A 16522-nucleotide genomic window follows, 5' to 3' on the forward strand; every position below is an offset into this window, starting at 1 on the left:
GCCTCTCAGGCATCGGGTAGCCTGCTGGCGGTCCCGGGAGGAGCCTGATGGCGTCGCTTGCCGAACTCATCGAAGCCGGGGACGTCGATGCCCTGCACGAGTGGTTGGGCGAGACGGGAGTCCTCGAGACCTCCGAAGAGCTCGCCCGGCTCGATCCCGACGACAAGGGCCTGGCGTTTCGCCTGCTGCCGCGCGACCGCGCCCTGGAAGTCTTCGAATTGCTCGACCCGCCGGACCAGCAGCAGGTGCTCGAGGGCCTTCGTGCCGACCGGGTCCGTCACATCGTCGAGTCGATGGATCCTGACGACCGGGCCCGGCTGCTCGACGAGATGCCGGCAATGGTCGCCCATCGCCTCATCGGCCAGCTGAGCCCCCACGAGCGTGAGCTGACCAACGTGCTGCTCGGCTATCCGCCCGAGTCGGCAGGCCGGGTGATGAGCCCGGAGTTCGTCAGCCTGCACGCCGACATGACGGTGGAGGAGGCACTGGCGAAAGTCCGTCAGGCGGGGCGGGCCGCCGAGACCATCTACGCCCTGCCCGTAACCGACGGGCACCGCCGTCTCGTCGGCGTCGTGTCACTCAAGAAGCTGGTCTTGGAGGACACGGATGCGGTGGTCGGCGACCTGATGGCGACCGACGTGCACTCGGTCCGGGTGACCGATGACCAGGAGTACGCAGCCCGGCTCATCCAGGAGGCCGACCTGTTGGCGTTGCCGGTGGTCGACGGGGATGAGCGCATCGTCGGCGTGTTCACCTTCGACGACGCCATGGAGGTCATCGAGCGTGAGGAGACCGAAGACATCGCCCGCCAGAGCGCCACGACGCCGCTGGGTCGCCCCTATATGTCGGCATCGGCATTCGGACTGGCCCGTGCCCGCGCCACCTGGCTGCTCGTCCTCATCGTCGCCGCCGGGCTCACCGTCCAGGTGCTCCAGCACTTCGAAGTCGAGTTGGCGACCGTGGTCACGCTGGCCCTGTTCATCCCGCTGCTCAGCGGTACGGGCGGGAACTCGGGTTCACAGGCCGCGGTCGCAGTGATCCGGGCCATGGCGCTCGGCGAGGTGCGGTTCCCCGACCTGCCACGGGTCATCTGGCGGGAGGCACGCGTCGGCCTCATGCTCGGCCTCATGCTCGGCGCCGCCAGCCTGATCCCGGTCGGGCTGTTCTTCGGAAGCGACATGGCGACTGTGGTGGGGCTCACCCTGGTCGCCATCTGCACGTGGGCGACACTGGCCGGATCGATGCTGCCCTTGCTGGCTCAGCGGTTCGGCGTGGATCCCACGGTCGTGTCGGCGCCGCTGATCACCACGCTGGTCGACGCCACCGGGCTGATCATCTACTTCCTGATCGCCCGGGCAGTGCTCGACTTGACCGGGTAGGGCTCACTCGCAAAGCGCGCATCCCCTTACAGGATCTGCGACAGGAACAGCTTGGTCCGCTCCTCCTGTGGGTCGGTGAAGAAGTGCTCCGGGGTGCCGACCTCGACGATCTCCCCATCGGCCATGAACACCACCCGGTCGGCCACTTCCCGTGCGAAGCCCATCTCGTGGGTGACCACGATCATGGTCATGCCGGAGCGGGCGAGGTCCTTCATGACGTCGAGCACTTCCTTGATCATTTCCGGGTCGAGAGCCGACGTGGGCTCGTCGAACAGCATCACCTTGGGGTTCATCGCCAGCGACCTGGCGATGGCGACCCGCTGCTGCTGACCACCCGACAGCTGCCCGGGATACTTGCGGGCCTGCTCGGGGATCTTGACCCGGGTGAGCAACTGCATCGCCAACTCCTCGGCCTCCTTGCGGGGGAGGTGCCGCGCCTGGCGCGGACCGAGAGTGATGTTGTCCATCACCGTCAGGTGCGGGAACAGATTGAACTGCTGGAACACCATTCCCGTCTCCAGGCGAACCTCCTGGATGTTGCGGATGTCGTCGGAGAGTTCGATCCCGTCGACGACGATGCGCCCCCGGTCGTGTTTCTCCAGGCGGTTGATGCAGCGGATCAGCGTGGACTTCCCAGAGCCGGAGGGACCGCACACGACGACCACCTCCTGGCGCCCGACGTTCATGTTGATGTTGCTCAGCGCCTGAAAGTCCCCGAAGAACTTGTCGAGGTCGTCGATGTCGATGATGACGTCGCCGGTCCCCGTTACCTCGGTGGCGTCAGAGAACATGCTGTTGGTTCGTGTGGTATCCGTCATCTCACTCCCACTCCGAGCCTACGCTCGATGCGCTGGCTCTCTCTCGACATGCTGAATGTGATCGACCAGAAGATGAATGCGACGAAGACCAGGGTCTCGGCGATCCCGAAGGCCCGGAACTCCGCCTGGGCGTGGACGATGTTGCGGATGTACAGGATCTCGGCGATCGAGATGATGTAGAGCAGCGTGGTGTCCTTGGTGAGGGAGATGAACTGGCCCACCATCGGTGGGATGACGTTACGCAGCGCCTGGGGGAGCACGATGAACCGGGTCACCTTCCACGGGCTGAGGCCGACCGACTGCCCGGCCTCGATCTGGCCCGTGGGCACCGATTGCAGGCCGCCCCGGATGATCTCGGCGATGTACGCCGAGGCGAACATGGTGAGCACGATAAAGGCGCGGGTGAGTGAGGACAGGGGCGTCGCCGTGTTGAGGAAGAAGCCGATGAAGAACTGGCCCATGAGAAGCAGAGAGATCAGCGGCACGCCGCGGATGAGTTCGATGTAGCCGGTGGCGACCATGCGCAGGGCCGGGAAGGAGGAGCGCCGGGCCAGGGCGAGCCCCATGCCGATCGGGAAGGCGAGGGTGAGCGCGATCGGTGCCGCCAGGAGGTTGAGCCGGAGCCCCTCCCAGCGTTCCCAGCCGACGCCGGGACTGTCGACGACCGCATAGACCGCATAGGCGACACCGAGCACGCCGACGACAGCGCTCAGGCTGGCCAGCCGTCGAATCCGGTGGGTCCGCCAGTCGCGTCTGCCGAGAAGTCGTGAAGCGGCGAGGGCGATGGGGATGCCAATCCACAGCCAACCAGTGCCGTGGAATCCACTGACGATCTGGAAGCCGCCCACCGCCAGCACCGCCACGGCTGCCCAGACGTAGGGGACCTGCGGCGCCGGTGTGCGGGCGGCCACCCGCTGGAGGAGGAGGGCAGCAACGAAGGACACCCCGAAGAGGATCAGTGGGCCCCAGGTTTGTGCCATGGCGAGCAGCAGGGCCAGCGCAGCGAGGATGGCGCCGTTGCGTCGGGCCTTGGCAATGGCCGAGTCTTCCTTGTAGGGGAGCCCGGCGCGCAGAGCGCGGGCCTTGGCGCCGGCGACGGCCGCGCCCCAAGCCAGGCCTATGGCCGACGACCAGATGACGACCTGAGCGACAACACGCCAGATCTCGGCACGAGGGAACCGGCCGATCATGAACAGAGTGAGGTTGTTGCGCACGGGCTCCCATCGGGCGGTTACAAACACGAATGTGACGCCGCGCCAGATGAGGTAGGCCACCAGTGGTACGAGGACGACGGTGAGGACGGTGTTCAGCCCGCTGTTGAACAGCCGCTTTCGCACCCAATGGCCAGGTGAGGTGATGATGCCATGGCGTGGGACTGTCGGGGCAGTCATCGTTCCACCAGCTGGATGCGTCGGTTGTAGATGTTGAGGACAAACGAGATCGTCAGTGAGAAGGTGAGGTAGACCCCCATGAGCACCAGGATCGACTGGGGCGCCGGGCGTCCATTCCCGATCGAGGTCTGGGTGAGCGCGGTGATCTCGGCGTAGGCGACGACGACGCCCAGCGACGTGTTCTTCACCAGGTTGAGGTACTGGCTGATGATCGGAGGCACGGCGATGCGCATCGCCTGAGGCAGGAGCACATAGCGGTACCGTTGGAACCCGGTGAGGGCGATGGCGTTGGCCGCCTCGGACTGGCCCTTGGGGACGGCGAGGATGCTGCCGCGCACGATCTCGGCGATGTGGCTCGCCGTGTACAGCCCGAGAGCGACGGTGACCGAGATGAACCCGTTGTTGAGTCGGTAACCGCCGTCGATCCGTCGTCCCGATTCGGCCAGCGCCGGGTAGGACGCGTCGAAGGCGTCACCGATGAGCAGTATCGCGGCCACGGTGACGAGGCCGAGTACCCCGAGGGACCACCGCATCCGACGATCGGGAGCACCGGTGCGTTCATGCAGTCTGGTTCTCCACACGAAGACCGCGACGGCCGCCGCAATGCCAAGAGCGATCACCAGCCAGAAGAGTCCCAGGCTGGGCCCAGCGACGAACGACGGCACCGCCCACAGCGTGTTCGACAGGATGAGGCCGTTGTTGTGGGTGCCGGGTATCTGGAATTGGTGCGCCTCCGACAGCACCGGTAACGGCCCGAAGGTGAAGACGGCGAATCCGAAGAAGATAATGATGATCAGGGGCGGGATATTGCGCAGCGTTTCGACGTAGACCGCCGCCAGACGCGCCACCAGCCAGTTGGAGGACAGTCGGGCGATGCCGATGAGGACGCCGAGGACCGTGGCCAACAGGATCCCGAAGAAGCCGGCGAGCAGGGTGTTCTTGACGCCGACGAGCACCATGTCCCACACCGGACTCGATGGGTCGAAGCCGTCGTCGTAGGGGATCTGGAAGCGGGTGGGTCGACTCAGGAAACCGAAGTCGGTGCCGATGCGGAGGCGGTTGAGGTTGTTGACCAGGTTGTTGAACAGCCAGAAGAAGAGGCTGAACACCGCCACCACGAACAGCACCTGGGCGATGACGCGCAGCACCCGAACGTTGCGGTACCACGCGATGCGCGGCTCGTCGGTCGGTCGCTGTGCGGTCGTCGTCACCCTCTGAGGAACTCCAGATATGGCAGACGGGCGGTCGGCGGATGCCGACCGCCCGTCTGCGCGTCGTCTCTACTACAGGGTTACCGGTACGGCGGAGCGTACATCAGCCCGCCCTTGGTCCACAGATCGTTCGGCGTGCCCGCCAGGGGCAGCCCGATCGGGACCAGGTGGCTGTTGTAGATCTCCTCGTAGTTGCCCACCTGCGAGATGATGTTCACGGCGAAGTCGGGGTTGAGCCCCAGACCCACCGCAAAGTCCTCATCTCCGGCGTTGAGGAAGTTCCTCACGTTGGCATCGTCGGTCGGGAACGACCCGACGTTGCTGCTCGTGATGCCGAACTCCCACGCGATGACCGTGGCCAGAACCGACCACTCGACGGCCTGCGCCCACGCCGAGTCACCGTCGAGGACGACGGGAGCGAGGGGCTCCTTCGAGATGACGTCGGGCAGGATCCGCTGAGCGGCTCCGCCCTCGCCCTCGATGTCCGACTTGATGCCGGTGAGCTGAGACACGTCCGACGTCCACGCATCGCACTGGCCCTGCTCATAGGCGGGACGCAGCGCGGTGTTGTCGGCGAACACCACCGGGTTGAACGGCACACCACGGGTGTTGAACACCGCGGTGAGGTTCAGCTCGGTCGTCGTGCCCGACAGCACACAGATGTTGGCGTCGGCGAGGTCATCGAGGCTCGTGATGCCCGAAGCGTCGGGCACCATCAGGCCCTGGCCGTCATAGAACGTGGTGAACAAGAAGGTGCTGCCCTCCTGCCCGTCACGGGTGGCGGTCCAGGTCGTGTTCCGGATCAGGACATCGATCTCGCCCGACTGCAGTGCCGTGAAGCGCTCGGCCGCGGCCAGCGGCACGAACTCGACGGCGTTGGCGTCACCGAGGACACCCGCTGCCACCACGCGGCAGAAGTCGATGTCGAAGCCGCTGTAGTTGCCGGCGTCGTCGACGATGCCGAACCCGGGGACCGTGTCGTTGACACCGCAACGTACGGTGCCACGATCCAGGACCGCGTCGAGGAGGCTTTCTCCTCCACCGGCATCGTCACCGTCGCCGCCACAGGCGCTCGCCACCAGGGCGAGGCTGAGCAACAGTACGGTCACTCGTTTCATGATTGGGATCTCCTTCCCTCCGGGGCACGACGGGTCGCACCCCAGAAGCACTCTATTGCGTGCTACCGACGCCGGACAAACGGGGATCGGGATCTGCCAGGACACTTCGCCCAGTGGCACTGGGCATGTCCAGGCCGTCGGCTGGGGATTCAATCCGTATCTCTGGTGGCCGAAGGGGTTGCGCACCGCGCAAATGGTGCGAGACTGGTTCGGGGAGAAGCTCGAAGAGACTCGAGCCCATTTCACATAAAGAGGAGTTCACACAACATGGCAATGTCGGCGAAGCACAAAGAGGCATTGGCGCAAGGCCGCAGAGAAGCCAGCGCGATCAAGAAGTATCTCGGAGCCCTCGGCAGGCGCCGCCCGGGACGCCCGGTGACCCCCGAGTCCCTAAAGAAGCGAGTCGCCGACCTCTCCGGCCGGCTTTCAAGCGAACAGGATGCGCTCCGAGCGGTGGAACTCCGCCAGCAGATCATCGAAGCAGAAAAGACCCTTGCCGAGGCCGACACCGCGGCGAGCGTCGACGAGCTCGAAAAGGGGTTCGTCGAGCACGCGGCCTCCTACTCCGACCGCAAGAGGATCTCCTATGCGGCATGGAGGCAGTCCGGCGTTCCCGCGCAGGTCCTCAAGAAGGCCGGAGTTCGACGCTAGGCGAGTCGGGCGGCCGTACCATGGCGCCGTCGGGCCCGTAGCTCAGCCGGTTAGAGCAGCGGACTCATAATCCGTAGGTCCCAGGTTCGAGTCCTGGCGGGCCCACCAGTGTTGTCGTTGTGACTACGTTCGCGGTCGGTGGTGCACTGCAGCCAGATCGTGGGGAGTCAGAGGTTGCGGTCGCTCGCGCGGCTCGTGTTCAAGCTGCGTCGGATCGGTGGCCAGCGGCGCGGCTGTTGTGTGTCCGGACTAACTAGTTGTAGAGTCGAACCATGTCGAGTGCGGAGGATCTTGCTGACGCCGTTGTGTCGTTCGTTCGCTGCTTCGGGCTTCATCGCCCTGAACAAACGTCGTGTGGCTTTGACGCCGGTGTCGCTGAAGCACATGCGCTCATCGAGCTCGAGCATGGTCCGCTACGTCAGATGGAGCTCGTGGATCTTCTGGGTCTCGCCAAGAGCACTGTGAGCCGGGTCGTATCTGTCATGGTCGAGCGCGGTTGGGTTGCTCGTGAGTCATCTGAGAGTGACGGACGTGGCGTGACTTTGTCGCTGACCGATGATGGACGCGACGCTGCCAACCGACTGAGCCGCGCACGCGCCTTGCGTATGCAGGCGCTCCTCGACCAGGTCCCACCTAGCCAGCGCGATGAAGTCGTTGAGGTGCTGCGGGTGCTGCAGGATGCTGCCCATGCCACCGACATGGGCAGACGGTGACTAGAACCGTCGCTCAGCAGATCACCGCGGCCACCACGTGATCTCGTACATCGCCTCCGAGCTACGGCGGCGGCCGTCGCGCACCCTTGCCGCGCTCGTCAGCATCGGCATCGGCATAGCGTTGTTCCTCAGCCTCCAGGCCTACGCAGGCGGTTTCCGTGAAGCTGCCCGTGCACCGCTATCCGAGGTGGGTGCTGCCATCACCGCTCAGCGACAGGGTGATGTGCCCGAGGTCTTCGAAGGTATCGTGTTCCCGCACTCCGTTGGCCCGCTCCACCCGGACGAGATCGAGGCGATTGCTGCTATCGATGGTGTTGAAGAGGTGGCCGAGAGCCTCTTTTTTTGGTCCTTCGAGGATGACGGTTTCGTCGCTGGTCTGGGTATTGATCCTTCCGTGGATTTTGGCCCGGGGCGCCTGAGGACAGCTCTTGTCGATGGCCGTTTCCTGGAGCCCGACGAGCGCGGGATCGCCGTTGCCGACACCAGCTACGCCCACCAGAGCGGGCTGGGCGTCAACGACTTCACCACCATTGCAGGTCGATCCTTCACCATTGTCGGCCTCGTCGACACAACTCGCGTGGGCCAGGTAGCCAACGCCAACGTATACATACCGCTGGTCGATGCACAGGAGATGGCCGCAGAGGCCCCGAACGTCCTCTCTGTACACGACATGGGAGCCGATGACGCCAACCTGCTGTTCCTCAAAGCGGAACAGACGCAGTCTGAGGGCGTTGTCGCCGCAGCGGAGGCCATCTTGGGCCCCGATGCGCTCGTCTCGTCGGCGGAGTCTTTCGGTGAGCAACTCGGGGTGCTGTTCGACCTAATCGACCGGTTCGGGGTCGTCGTTGGGCTGATGGCGTTCCTGTTCGCTGTCGCCATCTTGTTGCGGACCATCGCTGTTGGGGTGTGGGAACGACGCCGCGAGATCGCGATGATGCGTGCGGTCGGTTGGCGTCGTCGTGACATCACGCGTCAGCTTCTGTCTGAGACACTCGTCATCACCTTCCTCGGTGCAGCGGTGGGGGTGGCCTTCGCCTCGGTCATCACCGCGGTGATGAGCAGGTCGATAGTCGTCGTGCCGGTCCCGTGGGAGCTGAGTCCGTCACCACACTTCCTGCCTGGTGGGGCAGAAGACGTGGCGGTCGTTGTGCCTCTGATGGCCCGCTTGACACCTGCCACGGCCTTGGCCGCCCTCCTACTGGCGCTTGTTGCAGCGACGATCGTCGGAGTCTGGCTACCGCGTCGACTTGCCAACATCAAACCAGCGGAGGTACTGAGAAGTGAGTGATCTGTTGCGGACTGAGTCGTTGGGCAAGTCCTTCGGGAACGTGAGAGCTGTGCGCAACCTCTCGATGCGTATCGACCGTGGAGAGATCGTCGCCATGATGGGTCGTTCCGGATCTGGGAAGAGCACCGCCATGCATCTTCTGGCCGGCCTTGAGCAACCGACCGGCGGCCATGTCTATTACGAGGACCGCGACCTAGCCGGTCTCGATGAGGATGAGCTTGCGCTGTGGCGGCGCGCCAACATCGGGCTCATCTTCCAAGCTTTCCACCTCATCCCCACGCTGACCGCGCTCGAAAACGTCGCCTTCCCCCTTTATCCCGAGAAGGTGCCGACTTCTGAGCGCCGCGATCGCGCGTCGGCCGGTCTCGAGGCGGTGGGGCTCTCTGACCGTGCCGACCACCGCCCATCCCAACTGTCGGGGGGAGAGCAGCAGCGGGTGGCCGTTGCTCGAGCCCTTATCAACGGCCCAGGCCTGATCCTCGCCGACGAGCCGACCGGCAATCTGGACACCGATACGGGCAGCGAGATTCTCGAGCTATTCCACGATCTTCGCGATAAGGCTGGCGTGGCAATGCTCATCGTCACCCACGACGACGAGGTGGCCGCTTCTGCAGACCGGATAATCGAGATGAGAGACGGTGAGAGAGTCGATGGCTAGAACAACCGGCCTGAAAATCTTGCAAACCCGGCGCCAGGCGAGGCAATGGCAGGCGGTGATGTTGCTGTTGCTTGCTTTAGCGTTGGTGGCCGCGGCATGCAGCTCGGATAGCAGTGGGAGTGACGGTTCGTTGCTGGGCGATCAGGTGCTGATAGAGATCATCTCGCTCGATCACGCACCGATCCGCCCGGCCGTGGAGGACGTGTTGCGCCTTGCGGCGGAATACGGCGACGACATCGCTGTGGAGGCATACTTCTTCGACTCTCCAGAGGGTGAGGACTTCGCCGCGGAGAAGGGCATTACCGAGCACGTCCCGCTAGCGATCTATATCAACGGTGTGTCCGAGTTCATCGTCGAGAGCCGCACAGTGAAACTCGAAGGCTTTCCGCAGGGCGAAGGTACCGACGTCGTGGCCGATGGAAGCTGGACGATCGACGACCTGCGAGTAGTGCTCGACCGCGCAACCGGCTGATGCTGACGTACCTGCTGGCGGAGGGACGACACCGTCCCAACCGGGCGTTGGGAAGCCTCGCTGGTGTCGCCCTCGGCGTGGCGTTGTTCGTTTCGCTCGTCTCCGTCGCCGACGGCTTTCGCGAGGCCGCTCACCAGCCGTTGGCCGATATCGGCGCCGACATCGTCTTCAGCCGCCCCGATGGGCAAAACGCAGCGGGTGCACAGACAACCCGCGGCGTGCGTCAGCCGTTCGGCTTGGCGCTGCTCACGACTGCAGAGGTCGATCAGGTGCAGCGGCTATGGGGAGTCGGTGGAGCGACAGGGGGCCTCCTGCTTTGGGATTTTTCGGCCAGTACCTACCAGACCTTGCTGGGCGTAGATCTCGCTGGAGGGGTTCCGGAGGCACCCGCTTCCGAGACTGGCAGATCATCAGAGGTGGTTGGGCCGCAGAGGCTGGTCGAGTCGATCGTTGCTGGGAGGTTCTTCTCGGAGACGGAGACAGAGGTCGTCGTGGTTGACCAGCATTACGCGGCGTTCTTCAGCTTGAAGCCCGGGGCAGTCGTTGAGATCGGTGAGCAGTCTTTCGAGGTCGTTGGCATCGTCGAGACAGGCGGCTCGAATCAGGGTCTCGGAGCCGACTTCTACCTGCCGATATCTGATGCACAGTCGCTGGCAGGTCTGTCCAACGACCAGGTTAACCAGGTGTACGTGCGCGTTGACAAGGCGACCGGGGTGGGCACAGTTATCGCTGATGCAGAAGCACAGCTCGGTGATATCTCAGCCGTAACAGACCAGAGCATCGTGTCGGTGATGGGTGGGATCACCCAGATATCGGACCGATTCGCCGCGATAGCGGCAGTAGTTGCACTGATGGGTGGGCTGGTTCTCACCGGCGTCACGCTGCACGCCGGCATCAACTTGCGCTCCAGAGATGTCGGAGTGATGAAGGCAACCGGATGGCAAACTCGCGACGTCGTACGCCTCTTCACCGTCGAGGGAATCGCGTTGAGCTCTCTGGGTGCGGCGCTCGGCATCTTTCTCGCGTGGCTGACGATCGTGGCATTCGCCCAAGTTCCAATCGGCCTCCCATCGCTCTCGGGCTCGACGCCCAATCTCAGTGAGGTCGTGTCTGCTGATTCATACACGATCGCCGCAAGCCTGTCGTGGCCTGCAGTCTTGGTCGCGGTGACGACGGCGGTCTCTGTGGCCACCGTCGTGAGCGTCGTGTCGGTGCGACGCGTCTCGCGTCTCAAACCTGCAGACACCCTGCGAAGTTGACAGATCTGGTTGCCGAGTTGCGCTCAATTCCTGCCGAGAACTCCAACATGTTCTGTATCAAAGCGTTGCACCGGTTCGCGTTCTGTCCTATCAGGCCCACAGACAGACCCCTGGTCAGCTAGGGGCTGTGTCCGTTTGGAGAAGGTCGACTACGAGCCGAGGGCGCGCACGACGCGATTCAGTCCGAGAAAATGCCTCGGCTACCAACCTGGGACCTGTCGTTGCGGGCTGGGCGATCTCGCTGACCTAGACCACGTAGCGCGCGGGTCGCTGCACCCGCCGAGGGGTGCGCGGACTGCGCCGCGAGGACGAGCAACGCATCAGTCGTTAGCGGTCGCGAGCATCACGGCCGACGGCGGAACCCTCCTAATTGAACGGTCGGACTCGAGCAGCACGAGGTACTGGTCCGTGCCGCCGAGGAGCATGACCGGACGGCCAAAGAGGTCCTTGTCCGTAGTAAGCAAGGTCACCGTCACGCGGTCCGCGCGCAGACCGGTCAGCGCGGAAAAGACAGGAGGGACAGGGCGTTGAGCCCTGGTATCGAAGACGGCGCCCACTGTAGACGCGTAGGGCAACAGCAGAAGGAGCAGCCCGAGAGCGACGAGAGCGTCACGCTGCATCCTCCTGTGATCATCAGATGGATGGTCTTCCCTCTCCGCATCGCCTGCAGGTACTCCACGAGGTCCTACCGACAGAGTCTCCGAAAATGCGTTACCGGCCGTCATGATCACCAGCGCGGGGAGTGCCAGGAGGGATCTGAGGAACCACGAGCTGGTGGCCTGCCAGAGAGAGATCCCAACAAGGACCGCGAGCATGTACACAGGGCTTCCCAACGCGATAGAGATGAGGTATCGGCCGGTTAGCGGGAGCCGCGCCCGCAGTAAGACGGCGGCCTTGGTCGCGAGTGCTATCACGGGAAGGGCTAGAGCACCGCACGCCGCGGCCAGGATGCCGATTACAGCGAAGCCGATGGCCCCCCGTGAGAGGGTTTCGGCGTACCCGATGCCGACCTCACTCGGGGTCACCCCAAGAAGGCCGTAGTAGATCGCGTGATGCGTTCCTATCCAGGCAAACGAGGCTATCCCGACGATGGAGAGGGAAACAGCAGGATGCTGCCTCGCCCACCGCACTAGTTCTGGGCGGATGCCGTCGGCCATCGCGAGAGGATACGTCGCGCGCTCATCGATCAGGCCCGCTCATGGGCTCCGGTCCTTCGTGGCAGTAGTGAAGCGTGTGGCCGGCGGAGGTCAGACCTTCGCTTGTCCTTCCCCGCGAGCGGCTTCAGTCCCAGTTCTTCGAGAACTCGCCGCTGCTACCAAAGCGATCCCATGAGGCCTCTGTCGGAAACGTGGTGGGCGCTGCCGGCCCGTCATAGAGCCATTCGTCCGGAGGAGGACCCGATGCGCCAATCGCGAGCCACCACCCTGTGACTGACTCGCGGGCTGCGTACCAGCGTTGCCCGTCTCGGCTCACTCGCATGGTGATTCCGTGGTCGGCAGGAAGGCCGAACCGGGCGAAACCGGGGGCTACCAGCGGAAGCAGATCGCGCCGGTAGCGTTTTCGGTCTCGATAGTGGCCCATATCGCATCCTCGTGCTGTGGCTGCTGGCGGCGGCGACGGTGGCCGCCGCCCTCCCCAGCGTGGTGGCGAGCAACGGGTCGGCGACGGCCAGGGCCCGGGTAGAAGTGATCGGGGCCGCGGCCTTTGCCGGTGATGGTGTCGTCGCCGTCAGCGGCAGCGTCGGTGTCGTGTCCCAGTGGTTCGGCGCCGCCGCACCGTCCCGGTTCGCCGCCGGTCGGACGTTCTCGGTGAGTCCGGCGGTAGCCGTACTGGCCCGCGACGGGACCATCGTCGCCACCGCCAGTGAGGTCACGGTGAGCATCGGCGCTCTCGTCGTCAACGGGCTGTACGCCTTCCCCCTCCCCGTCGAAGCGGTGAGCCTCGGCCAGATTGTCAGCAACCACCACACCTATCCCGCCTCCGACATGAACGTTCCCGAGGGCACCCCGATCTACGCCGCGCACGCCGGAGTCGTCGAGCGCATCTCCATCCCCAGCGAGGACCCGGACAAGGATCGATGCGGCCTGGGGGTGACCATCGCCGGTCAGGACGGTCACGTCTACACCTACTGCCACGGCAGCGCGCTGGCGGCCCACATCTACCCCGGGGTCGTCGTGGGCACCGGGGAGACCATCATGCTCTCCGGCAACACCGGCCGCTCCTCAGCCCCCCACCTCCACTTCCAGATTCGCGATCCCGGAGGCAGACTCATCTGTCCCCAGGGCCCGCTCGAGGCCTGGTGGCTGGGCATCGCCCTCAGCCCGGTCGGGGCGCCCGACAGCGGGTGCAGCTACTGAGAGCCACAGGCTGCCAGCTACCGGCTGCCGGCAAAATCCGCGGCCTTGTTCCCTCACCGGTGCCGGGGCGCTTCTGACTTCGGGCGGTGGCCCCCTCCCTGTGGCCTTCGGCGCAGCACCTCCCCAACCTGCGCTCTGCTCCGGCGGGGGAGGTAAGAGCGGGTAACCGGGCGGCCTAAGGGGCTTTGAGACGAAGCACGATGCGGTCGCTCTCGGCGGACTCGAGCTGGGCGCCCCGGTCGAGAAGCGACGAGAAGTCGAGTTCGGTGTCGGGGACGTCGACCCCCACGAGGAAGGTCACTCGTTCTTCGTCTCGCCGGTGGATGCTCACCCCGGACACTCCGGCGATGCCCACCAGGTCGCGCTCGAGGTCGGCCACAGCCGCCGCCGACGGCACCGGGAACATCTCGACTTGGATGATGCGGCGACCCGGCGGCGGTGGCTCCAGGCCGTCCTCCACGGGTCCGGGCTCGTCGGGCGGACTGTCTGGGGTCGCCTCCGAGTCTGGTTCTTCTGTGCTCTCCCCGTCGTTCCCCCACAACTCCGTCGGGACCACCACCGGCACCGGCTCGGCTTCGGGCTCGGCGGGGAAGCCCTCGAAGGACACCGTCGTGGCAAGGCGATCGATCTGGGCGTCGATGGAGGCGAAGAGTCCGCTGATGCCGCCGCCGGACCCGATCAACGGTTGCAGAGGGCCGCCGGGCTCCTCGGCCCGACGGATGATCTCGTGGGCGCGGCGACGTGCCTCGGCGACGATGTCGTCGGCGGTCCGTGCGTCCGAAGTGCGGTGGGCCGTGCCCTCGGGGTGCATCGCTCCTTCCATCTCGCTCATCACCAGGCGTATCGGGGCGGCTCGGTGGACGCAGGATCCTCCGGTTCGCCCTCGTCCGGCTCGTGCACAGCATCCTGGGGCGGTGTGCGATCAAGAAGTATCTCGGAGCCCTCGGTCGGCGCCGCCCGGGACGCCCGGTGACCCCGGAGTCGCTCAAGAAGCGAGTCGCCGACCTCTCCGGTCGGCTCTCAAGCGAGCAGAATGCGCTCCGGGCGGTGGAACTCCGCCAGCAGATCATCGACGCCGAAAGGGCCCTTGCCGAGGCCGACACCGCGGCGAGCGTCGACGAGCTCGAGAAGGGTTTCGTCGAGTACGCAGCCTCCTACTCGGTCCGCAAGGGGATCTCCTATGCGGCATGGAGGCAGTCCGGCGTCCCCGCGCAGGTCCTCAAAAGGGCCGGGGTACGACGCTAGGTGAGTCGGGCGGCCGTACCATGGCGGCGTCGGGCCCGTAGCTCAGCCGGTTAGAGCAGCGGACTCATAATCCGTCGGTCCCAGGTTCGAGTCCTGGCGGGCCCACTGGCAAAACCCCTGGTCAGCTAGGAGTTTTGTGTTCGAGTCGATTGCGAGCAAGACCGGGGTCCGGTGATGCTGATGGTTCTGAAGAGACTGGTGCTGCTGTCGCTGGCGGCCGTCTTTCTGCTCGCTGCGTGCGCCCCGCAGGTCACACCGGTCGAGTCCGACAGTGATCCGGTGATCTCCCTGGGCGGGGAGCTCTATCAGGCGAACTGCCAGGCATGTCATGGGGGCGCCACCGGAGGCAGTGTGACCGACATCCCCCCGCCGCACAACGCCGACGGCCACACCTGGCACCATTCGGACTGCCTGCTCACCGAGATCATCCTGGAGGGTTCCCCGCCCCGTCCCGGGCTTCCCGAGGGCGTGGGTCCGATGCCTTCCTTCGAGGGGCAGCTCACCGTCGACGAGGTGGCCGCCATACTCACCTATATCAAGACCTGGTGGACCGAGGAGCAGCGGGAGTTCCAGGCCGAGATCACCGACCGGCTGTGTCAGTAGTGGGAACCACCAGGAGGGTCTGGCCGTGAGTCGGAGACGCCCCGGCTCCTCGCCAGGGAAGCGCTCCTCGCGAGGGAAGCCGCTCCTCCTCGTTGCCATGGCGCTGGTCGTGGCCGCGGCGATCGGTGTGGGGCTGTCCGCCGTCCGAAGCCCTCAGCGGGGAACCGCGGGGCAGCCGGTCGAGGCCTTCACGCACATTCACGGCTTGGAGGTCGCCCCGTGGGCTCCTCGGCAAGTGTTCCTCGCGACGCACCTGGGCCTCATCGTGATTGACGAGGCCGGGGCATGGGCCGTCGTCAGCGAGGAGGCCCACGACCTGATGGGGTTTCGGACCCATCCGAGTCAGGAGGGGGTGTTGTACGCCTCCGGGCATCCGGCACCGGGCAGTGGCGTCGCCAACCCGGTGGGGTTCAGGTTGAGCAGGGACGGAGGTCGGACCTGGGAGTCGCTCTCCCTGGAGGGGGTGGCCGACTTCCACGCCATGGCGGCCGATCACCGGGACGGTCGGGTGATCTACGGGTGGAACGTGGGCCGGGACCCGGGCTTCTACCGGAGTGGGGACGGAGGGCAGACCTGGGAGCGGCTCGATGGTTTGGATCCGGCGGTGGTCGGGGGTGTCTTCGCCGTGGCGGTGCATCCCGATGATCCGAACCGGGTCCTCGCCGGGACCGAGGTCGGGATCGTCGAGAGCCTCGACGCCGGCGGATCGTGGCGCTCGTTACTGGCCGGATACCCGGTGACGTCGATCGCCTGGGCGCCAGATGGGGGACTGCTCGCCTACCTGGCCCATCCGGACGGCGGGCTGGTCGTCAGCCTGGATCACGGCGCCTCTTGGACGAGTCTTTCCCTGATCCTGCAGAACGATGCGGTGGCCCACATCGCACCCCACCCGGCCGATCCCGAGGTTTTGTATGTGGGCACGTTCGGAGAAACGCTGCTGAGAACCACCGACGGGGGACGGGCCTGGGAACTGTTGGCCCAAGGGGGGGTGCCCTTGGAGGCTCCGCAGCCGGTGGCGCCGGGGGGGTGATTCGGCTCAGGATCCACGGTCACAATCCGTGGGTCCCAGATTCGAGTCCTGGTGGGCCCACTACGAATTCTCGAACCCCATATCGCCCCTGGTCAGGACGCGGTTTTCGGGTCTTGTCCTATTGCTTAGGAAATGTCGAAACTCGAACCTCGATCTGTGGGTCCGTTTGCTCGAGTCAGACGGTCTTCGTGATCGTGCCCCGATTGCTACCGGGATCGATCCTTGGATCATCAGTATCAGGCGCCTCGTGGTGAACGACCGGTTGCCACTCACACCAGCGCCCCCACCACCGCGAGAGCCTTCACTGTCCGCAGGTGGGGCGGCTACCA

General features: G+C 65.2%; 17 protein-coding genes and 2 tRNA genes. 13 read left to right on the forward strand and 6 right to left on the reverse strand.

What is annotated here, in order from left to right; genetic code table 11:
* Positions 1–47: 47 nt before the first annotated feature.
* Positions 48–1379, forward strand: a complete 1332-nt coding sequence (mgtE, locus tag WEA29_08010) for a magnesium transporter (GenBank protein ID MEX2323695.1) — start codon at positions 48–50, stop codon at positions 1377–1379.
* A 26-nt stretch (positions 1380–1405) separates the two neighbouring features.
* On the opposite strand, the gene WEA29_08015 is transcribed toward mgtE, so the two are convergent.
* From WEA29_08015 to WEA29_08030, 4 genes are all read right to left on the reverse strand, one after another.
* Complete coding sequence (locus WEA29_08015) at positions 1406–2170, reverse strand: amino acid ABC transporter ATP-binding protein (GenBank protein ID MEX2323696.1); 765 nt, start codon at positions 2168–2170, stop codon at positions 1406–1408.
* Between the two features lie 23 nt (positions 2171–2193).
* A complete protein-coding gene (locus WEA29_08020; protein MEX2323697.1) occupies positions 2194–3588 on the reverse strand; it encodes an amino acid ABC transporter permease in 1395 nt (464 codons plus the stop codon).
* Positions 3585–4799, reverse strand: coding sequence for an ABC transporter permease subunit (locus WEA29_08025; GenBank protein ID MEX2323698.1), 1215 nt, complete (start codon positions 4797–4799; stop codon positions 3585–3587). The genes WEA29_08020 and WEA29_08025 overlap by 4 nt, the downstream gene beginning before the upstream one ends.
* An 80-nt stretch (positions 4800–4879) precedes the next feature.
* Complete coding sequence (locus WEA29_08030; GenBank protein ID MEX2323699.1) at positions 4880–5917, reverse strand: amino acid ABC transporter substrate-binding protein; 1038 nt, start codon at positions 5915–5917, stop codon at positions 4880–4882.
* 267 nt (positions 5918–6184) lie between these two features.
* On the opposite strand from WEA29_08030, the gene WEA29_08035 reads away from it, so the two are divergent.
* From WEA29_08035 to WEA29_08065, 7 genes are all read left to right on the forward strand, one after another.
* The gene (locus tag WEA29_08035) at positions 6185–6568 is read left to right on the forward strand and encodes a hypothetical protein (protein ID MEX2323700.1); all 384 of its coding nucleotides are present in this window, start codon (positions 6185–6187) and stop codon (positions 6566–6568) included.
* 31 nt (positions 6569–6599) lie between these two features.
* A tRNA-Ile gene (locus WEA29_08040) sits at positions 6600–6676 on the forward strand.
* Between the two features lie 164 nt (positions 6677–6840).
* The gene (locus tag WEA29_08045; GenBank protein MEX2323701.1) at positions 6841–7281 is read left to right on the forward strand and encodes a MarR family transcriptional regulator; all 441 of its coding nucleotides are present in this window, start codon (positions 6841–6843) and stop codon (positions 7279–7281) included.
* A gap of 37 nt (positions 7282–7318) precedes the next feature.
* A complete protein-coding gene (locus WEA29_08050) occupies positions 7319–8569 on the forward strand; it encodes an FtsX-like permease family protein (protein ID MEX2323702.1) in 1251 nt (416 codons plus the stop codon).
* Positions 8562–9227 (forward strand): ABC transporter ATP-binding protein, encoded by a 666-nt coding sequence (locus WEA29_08055; protein ID MEX2323703.1) that lies wholly within the window; start codon positions 8562–8564, stop codon positions 9225–9227. Before WEA29_08050 ends, WEA29_08055 begins: the two co-directional genes overlap by 8 nt.
* Positions 9220–9699, forward strand: coding sequence for a hypothetical protein (locus tag WEA29_08060; protein ID MEX2323704.1), 480 nt, complete (start codon positions 9220–9222; stop codon positions 9697–9699). Before WEA29_08055 ends, WEA29_08060 begins: the two co-directional genes overlap by 8 nt.
* On the forward strand, positions 9699–10958 hold the full coding sequence (locus WEA29_08065; GenBank protein ID MEX2323705.1) for an ABC transporter permease: 1260 nt from the start codon (positions 9699–9701) through the stop codon (positions 10956–10958). Before WEA29_08060 ends, WEA29_08065 begins: the two co-directional genes overlap by 1 nt.
* Before the next feature lie 320 nt (positions 10959–11278).
* Here WEA29_08065 and WEA29_08070 read toward each other — a convergent pair whose 3' ends face one another.
* Positions 11279–12115, reverse strand: coding sequence for a hypothetical protein (locus WEA29_08070; protein MEX2323706.1), 837 nt, complete (start codon positions 12113–12115; stop codon positions 11279–11281).
* Positions 12116–12550: 435 nt separating this feature from the next.
* On the opposite strand from WEA29_08070, the gene WEA29_08075 reads away from it, so the two are divergent.
* Positions 12551–13315 carry a M23 family metallopeptidase gene (locus WEA29_08075; protein ID MEX2323707.1) on the forward strand — a complete coding sequence of 255 codons (765 nt, stop codon included), beginning with the start codon at positions 12551–12553 and terminating at the stop codon, positions 13313–13315.
* 175 nt (positions 13316–13490) lie between these two features.
* On the opposite strand, the gene WEA29_08080 is transcribed toward WEA29_08075, so the two are convergent.
* The gene (locus tag WEA29_08080) at positions 13491–14147 is read right to left on the reverse strand and encodes a hypothetical protein (GenBank protein ID MEX2323708.1); all 657 of its coding nucleotides are present in this window, start codon (positions 14145–14147) and stop codon (positions 13491–13493) included.
* Positions 14148–14209: 62 nt separating this feature from the next.
* Here WEA29_08080 and WEA29_08085 point away from each other — a divergent pair, with 62 nt between their 5' ends.
* The 4 genes from WEA29_08085 to WEA29_08100 all read left to right on the forward strand — a co-directional run bounded on the left by WEA29_08085 (position 14210) and on the right by WEA29_08100 (position 16193).
* Positions 14210–14560, forward strand: coding sequence for a hypothetical protein (locus tag WEA29_08085; GenBank protein MEX2323709.1), 351 nt, complete (start codon positions 14210–14212; stop codon positions 14558–14560).
* A 31-nt stretch (positions 14561–14591) separates the two neighbouring features.
* Positions 14592–14665: transfer RNA gene (locus WEA29_08090), tRNA-Ile, on the forward strand.
* A 75-nt stretch (positions 14666–14740) separates the two neighbouring features.
* Positions 14741–15163 carry a cytochrome c gene (locus tag WEA29_08095; protein ID MEX2323710.1) on the forward strand — a complete coding sequence of 141 codons (423 nt, stop codon included), beginning with the start codon at positions 14741–14743 and terminating at the stop codon, positions 15161–15163.
* A 97-nt stretch (positions 15164–15260) separates the two neighbouring features.
* Complete coding sequence (locus WEA29_08100) at positions 15261–16193, forward strand: hypothetical protein (GenBank protein MEX2323711.1); 933 nt, start codon at positions 15261–15263, stop codon at positions 16191–16193.
* Positions 16194–16522: the final 329 nt, after the last annotated feature.

This window comes from Acidimicrobiia bacterium, from assembly GCA_040902765.1.
In the GTDB taxonomy this organism is placed as follows: Bacteria; Actinomycetota; Acidimicrobiia; order Spongiisociales; family UBA11373; genus DATKBG01.

Coding starts and splice junctions, on each gene's coding strand:
- mgtE (MEX2323695.1), top strand. CDS start 48: ATGGCGTCGCTTGCCGAACTCATCGAAGCCGGGGACGTCGATGCCCTG.
- WEA29_08015 (MEX2323696.1), bottom strand. CDS start 2,170: ATGTTCTCTGACGCCACCGAGGTAACGGGGACCGGCGACGTCATCATC.
- WEA29_08020 (MEX2323697.1), bottom strand. CDS start 3,588: ATGACTGCCCCGACAGTCCCACGCCATGGCATCATCACCTCACCTGGC.
- WEA29_08030 (MEX2323699.1), bottom strand. CDS start 5,917: ATGAAACGAGTGACCGTACTGTTGCTCAGCCTCGCCCTGGTGGCGAGC.
- WEA29_08035 (MEX2323700.1), top strand. CDS start 6,185: ATGGCAATGTCGGCGAAGCACAAAGAGGCATTGGCGCAAGGCCGCAGA.
- WEA29_08045 (MEX2323701.1), top strand. CDS start 6,841: ATGTCGAGTGCGGAGGATCTTGCTGACGCCGTTGTGTCGTTCGTTCGC.
- WEA29_08060 (MEX2323704.1), top strand. CDS start 9,220: ATGGCTAGAACAACCGGCCTGAAAATCTTGCAAACCCGGCGCCAGGCG.
- WEA29_08065 (MEX2323705.1), top strand. CDS start 9,699: ATGCTGACGTACCTGCTGGCGGAGGGACGACACCGTCCCAACCGGGCG.
- WEA29_08070 (MEX2323706.1), bottom strand. CDS start 12,115: ATGGCCGACGGCATCCGCCCAGAACTAGTGCGGTGGGCGAGGCAGCAT.
- WEA29_08080 (MEX2323708.1), bottom strand. CDS start 14,147: ATGAGCGAGATGGAAGGAGCGATGCACCCCGAGGGCACGGCCCACCGC.
- WEA29_08095 (MEX2323710.1), top strand. CDS start 14,741: ATGGTTCTGAAGAGACTGGTGCTGCTGTCGCTGGCGGCCGTCTTTCTG.
- WEA29_08100 (MEX2323711.1), top strand. CDS start 15,261: ATGGCGCTGGTCGTGGCCGCGGCGATCGGTGTGGGGCTGTCCGCCGTC.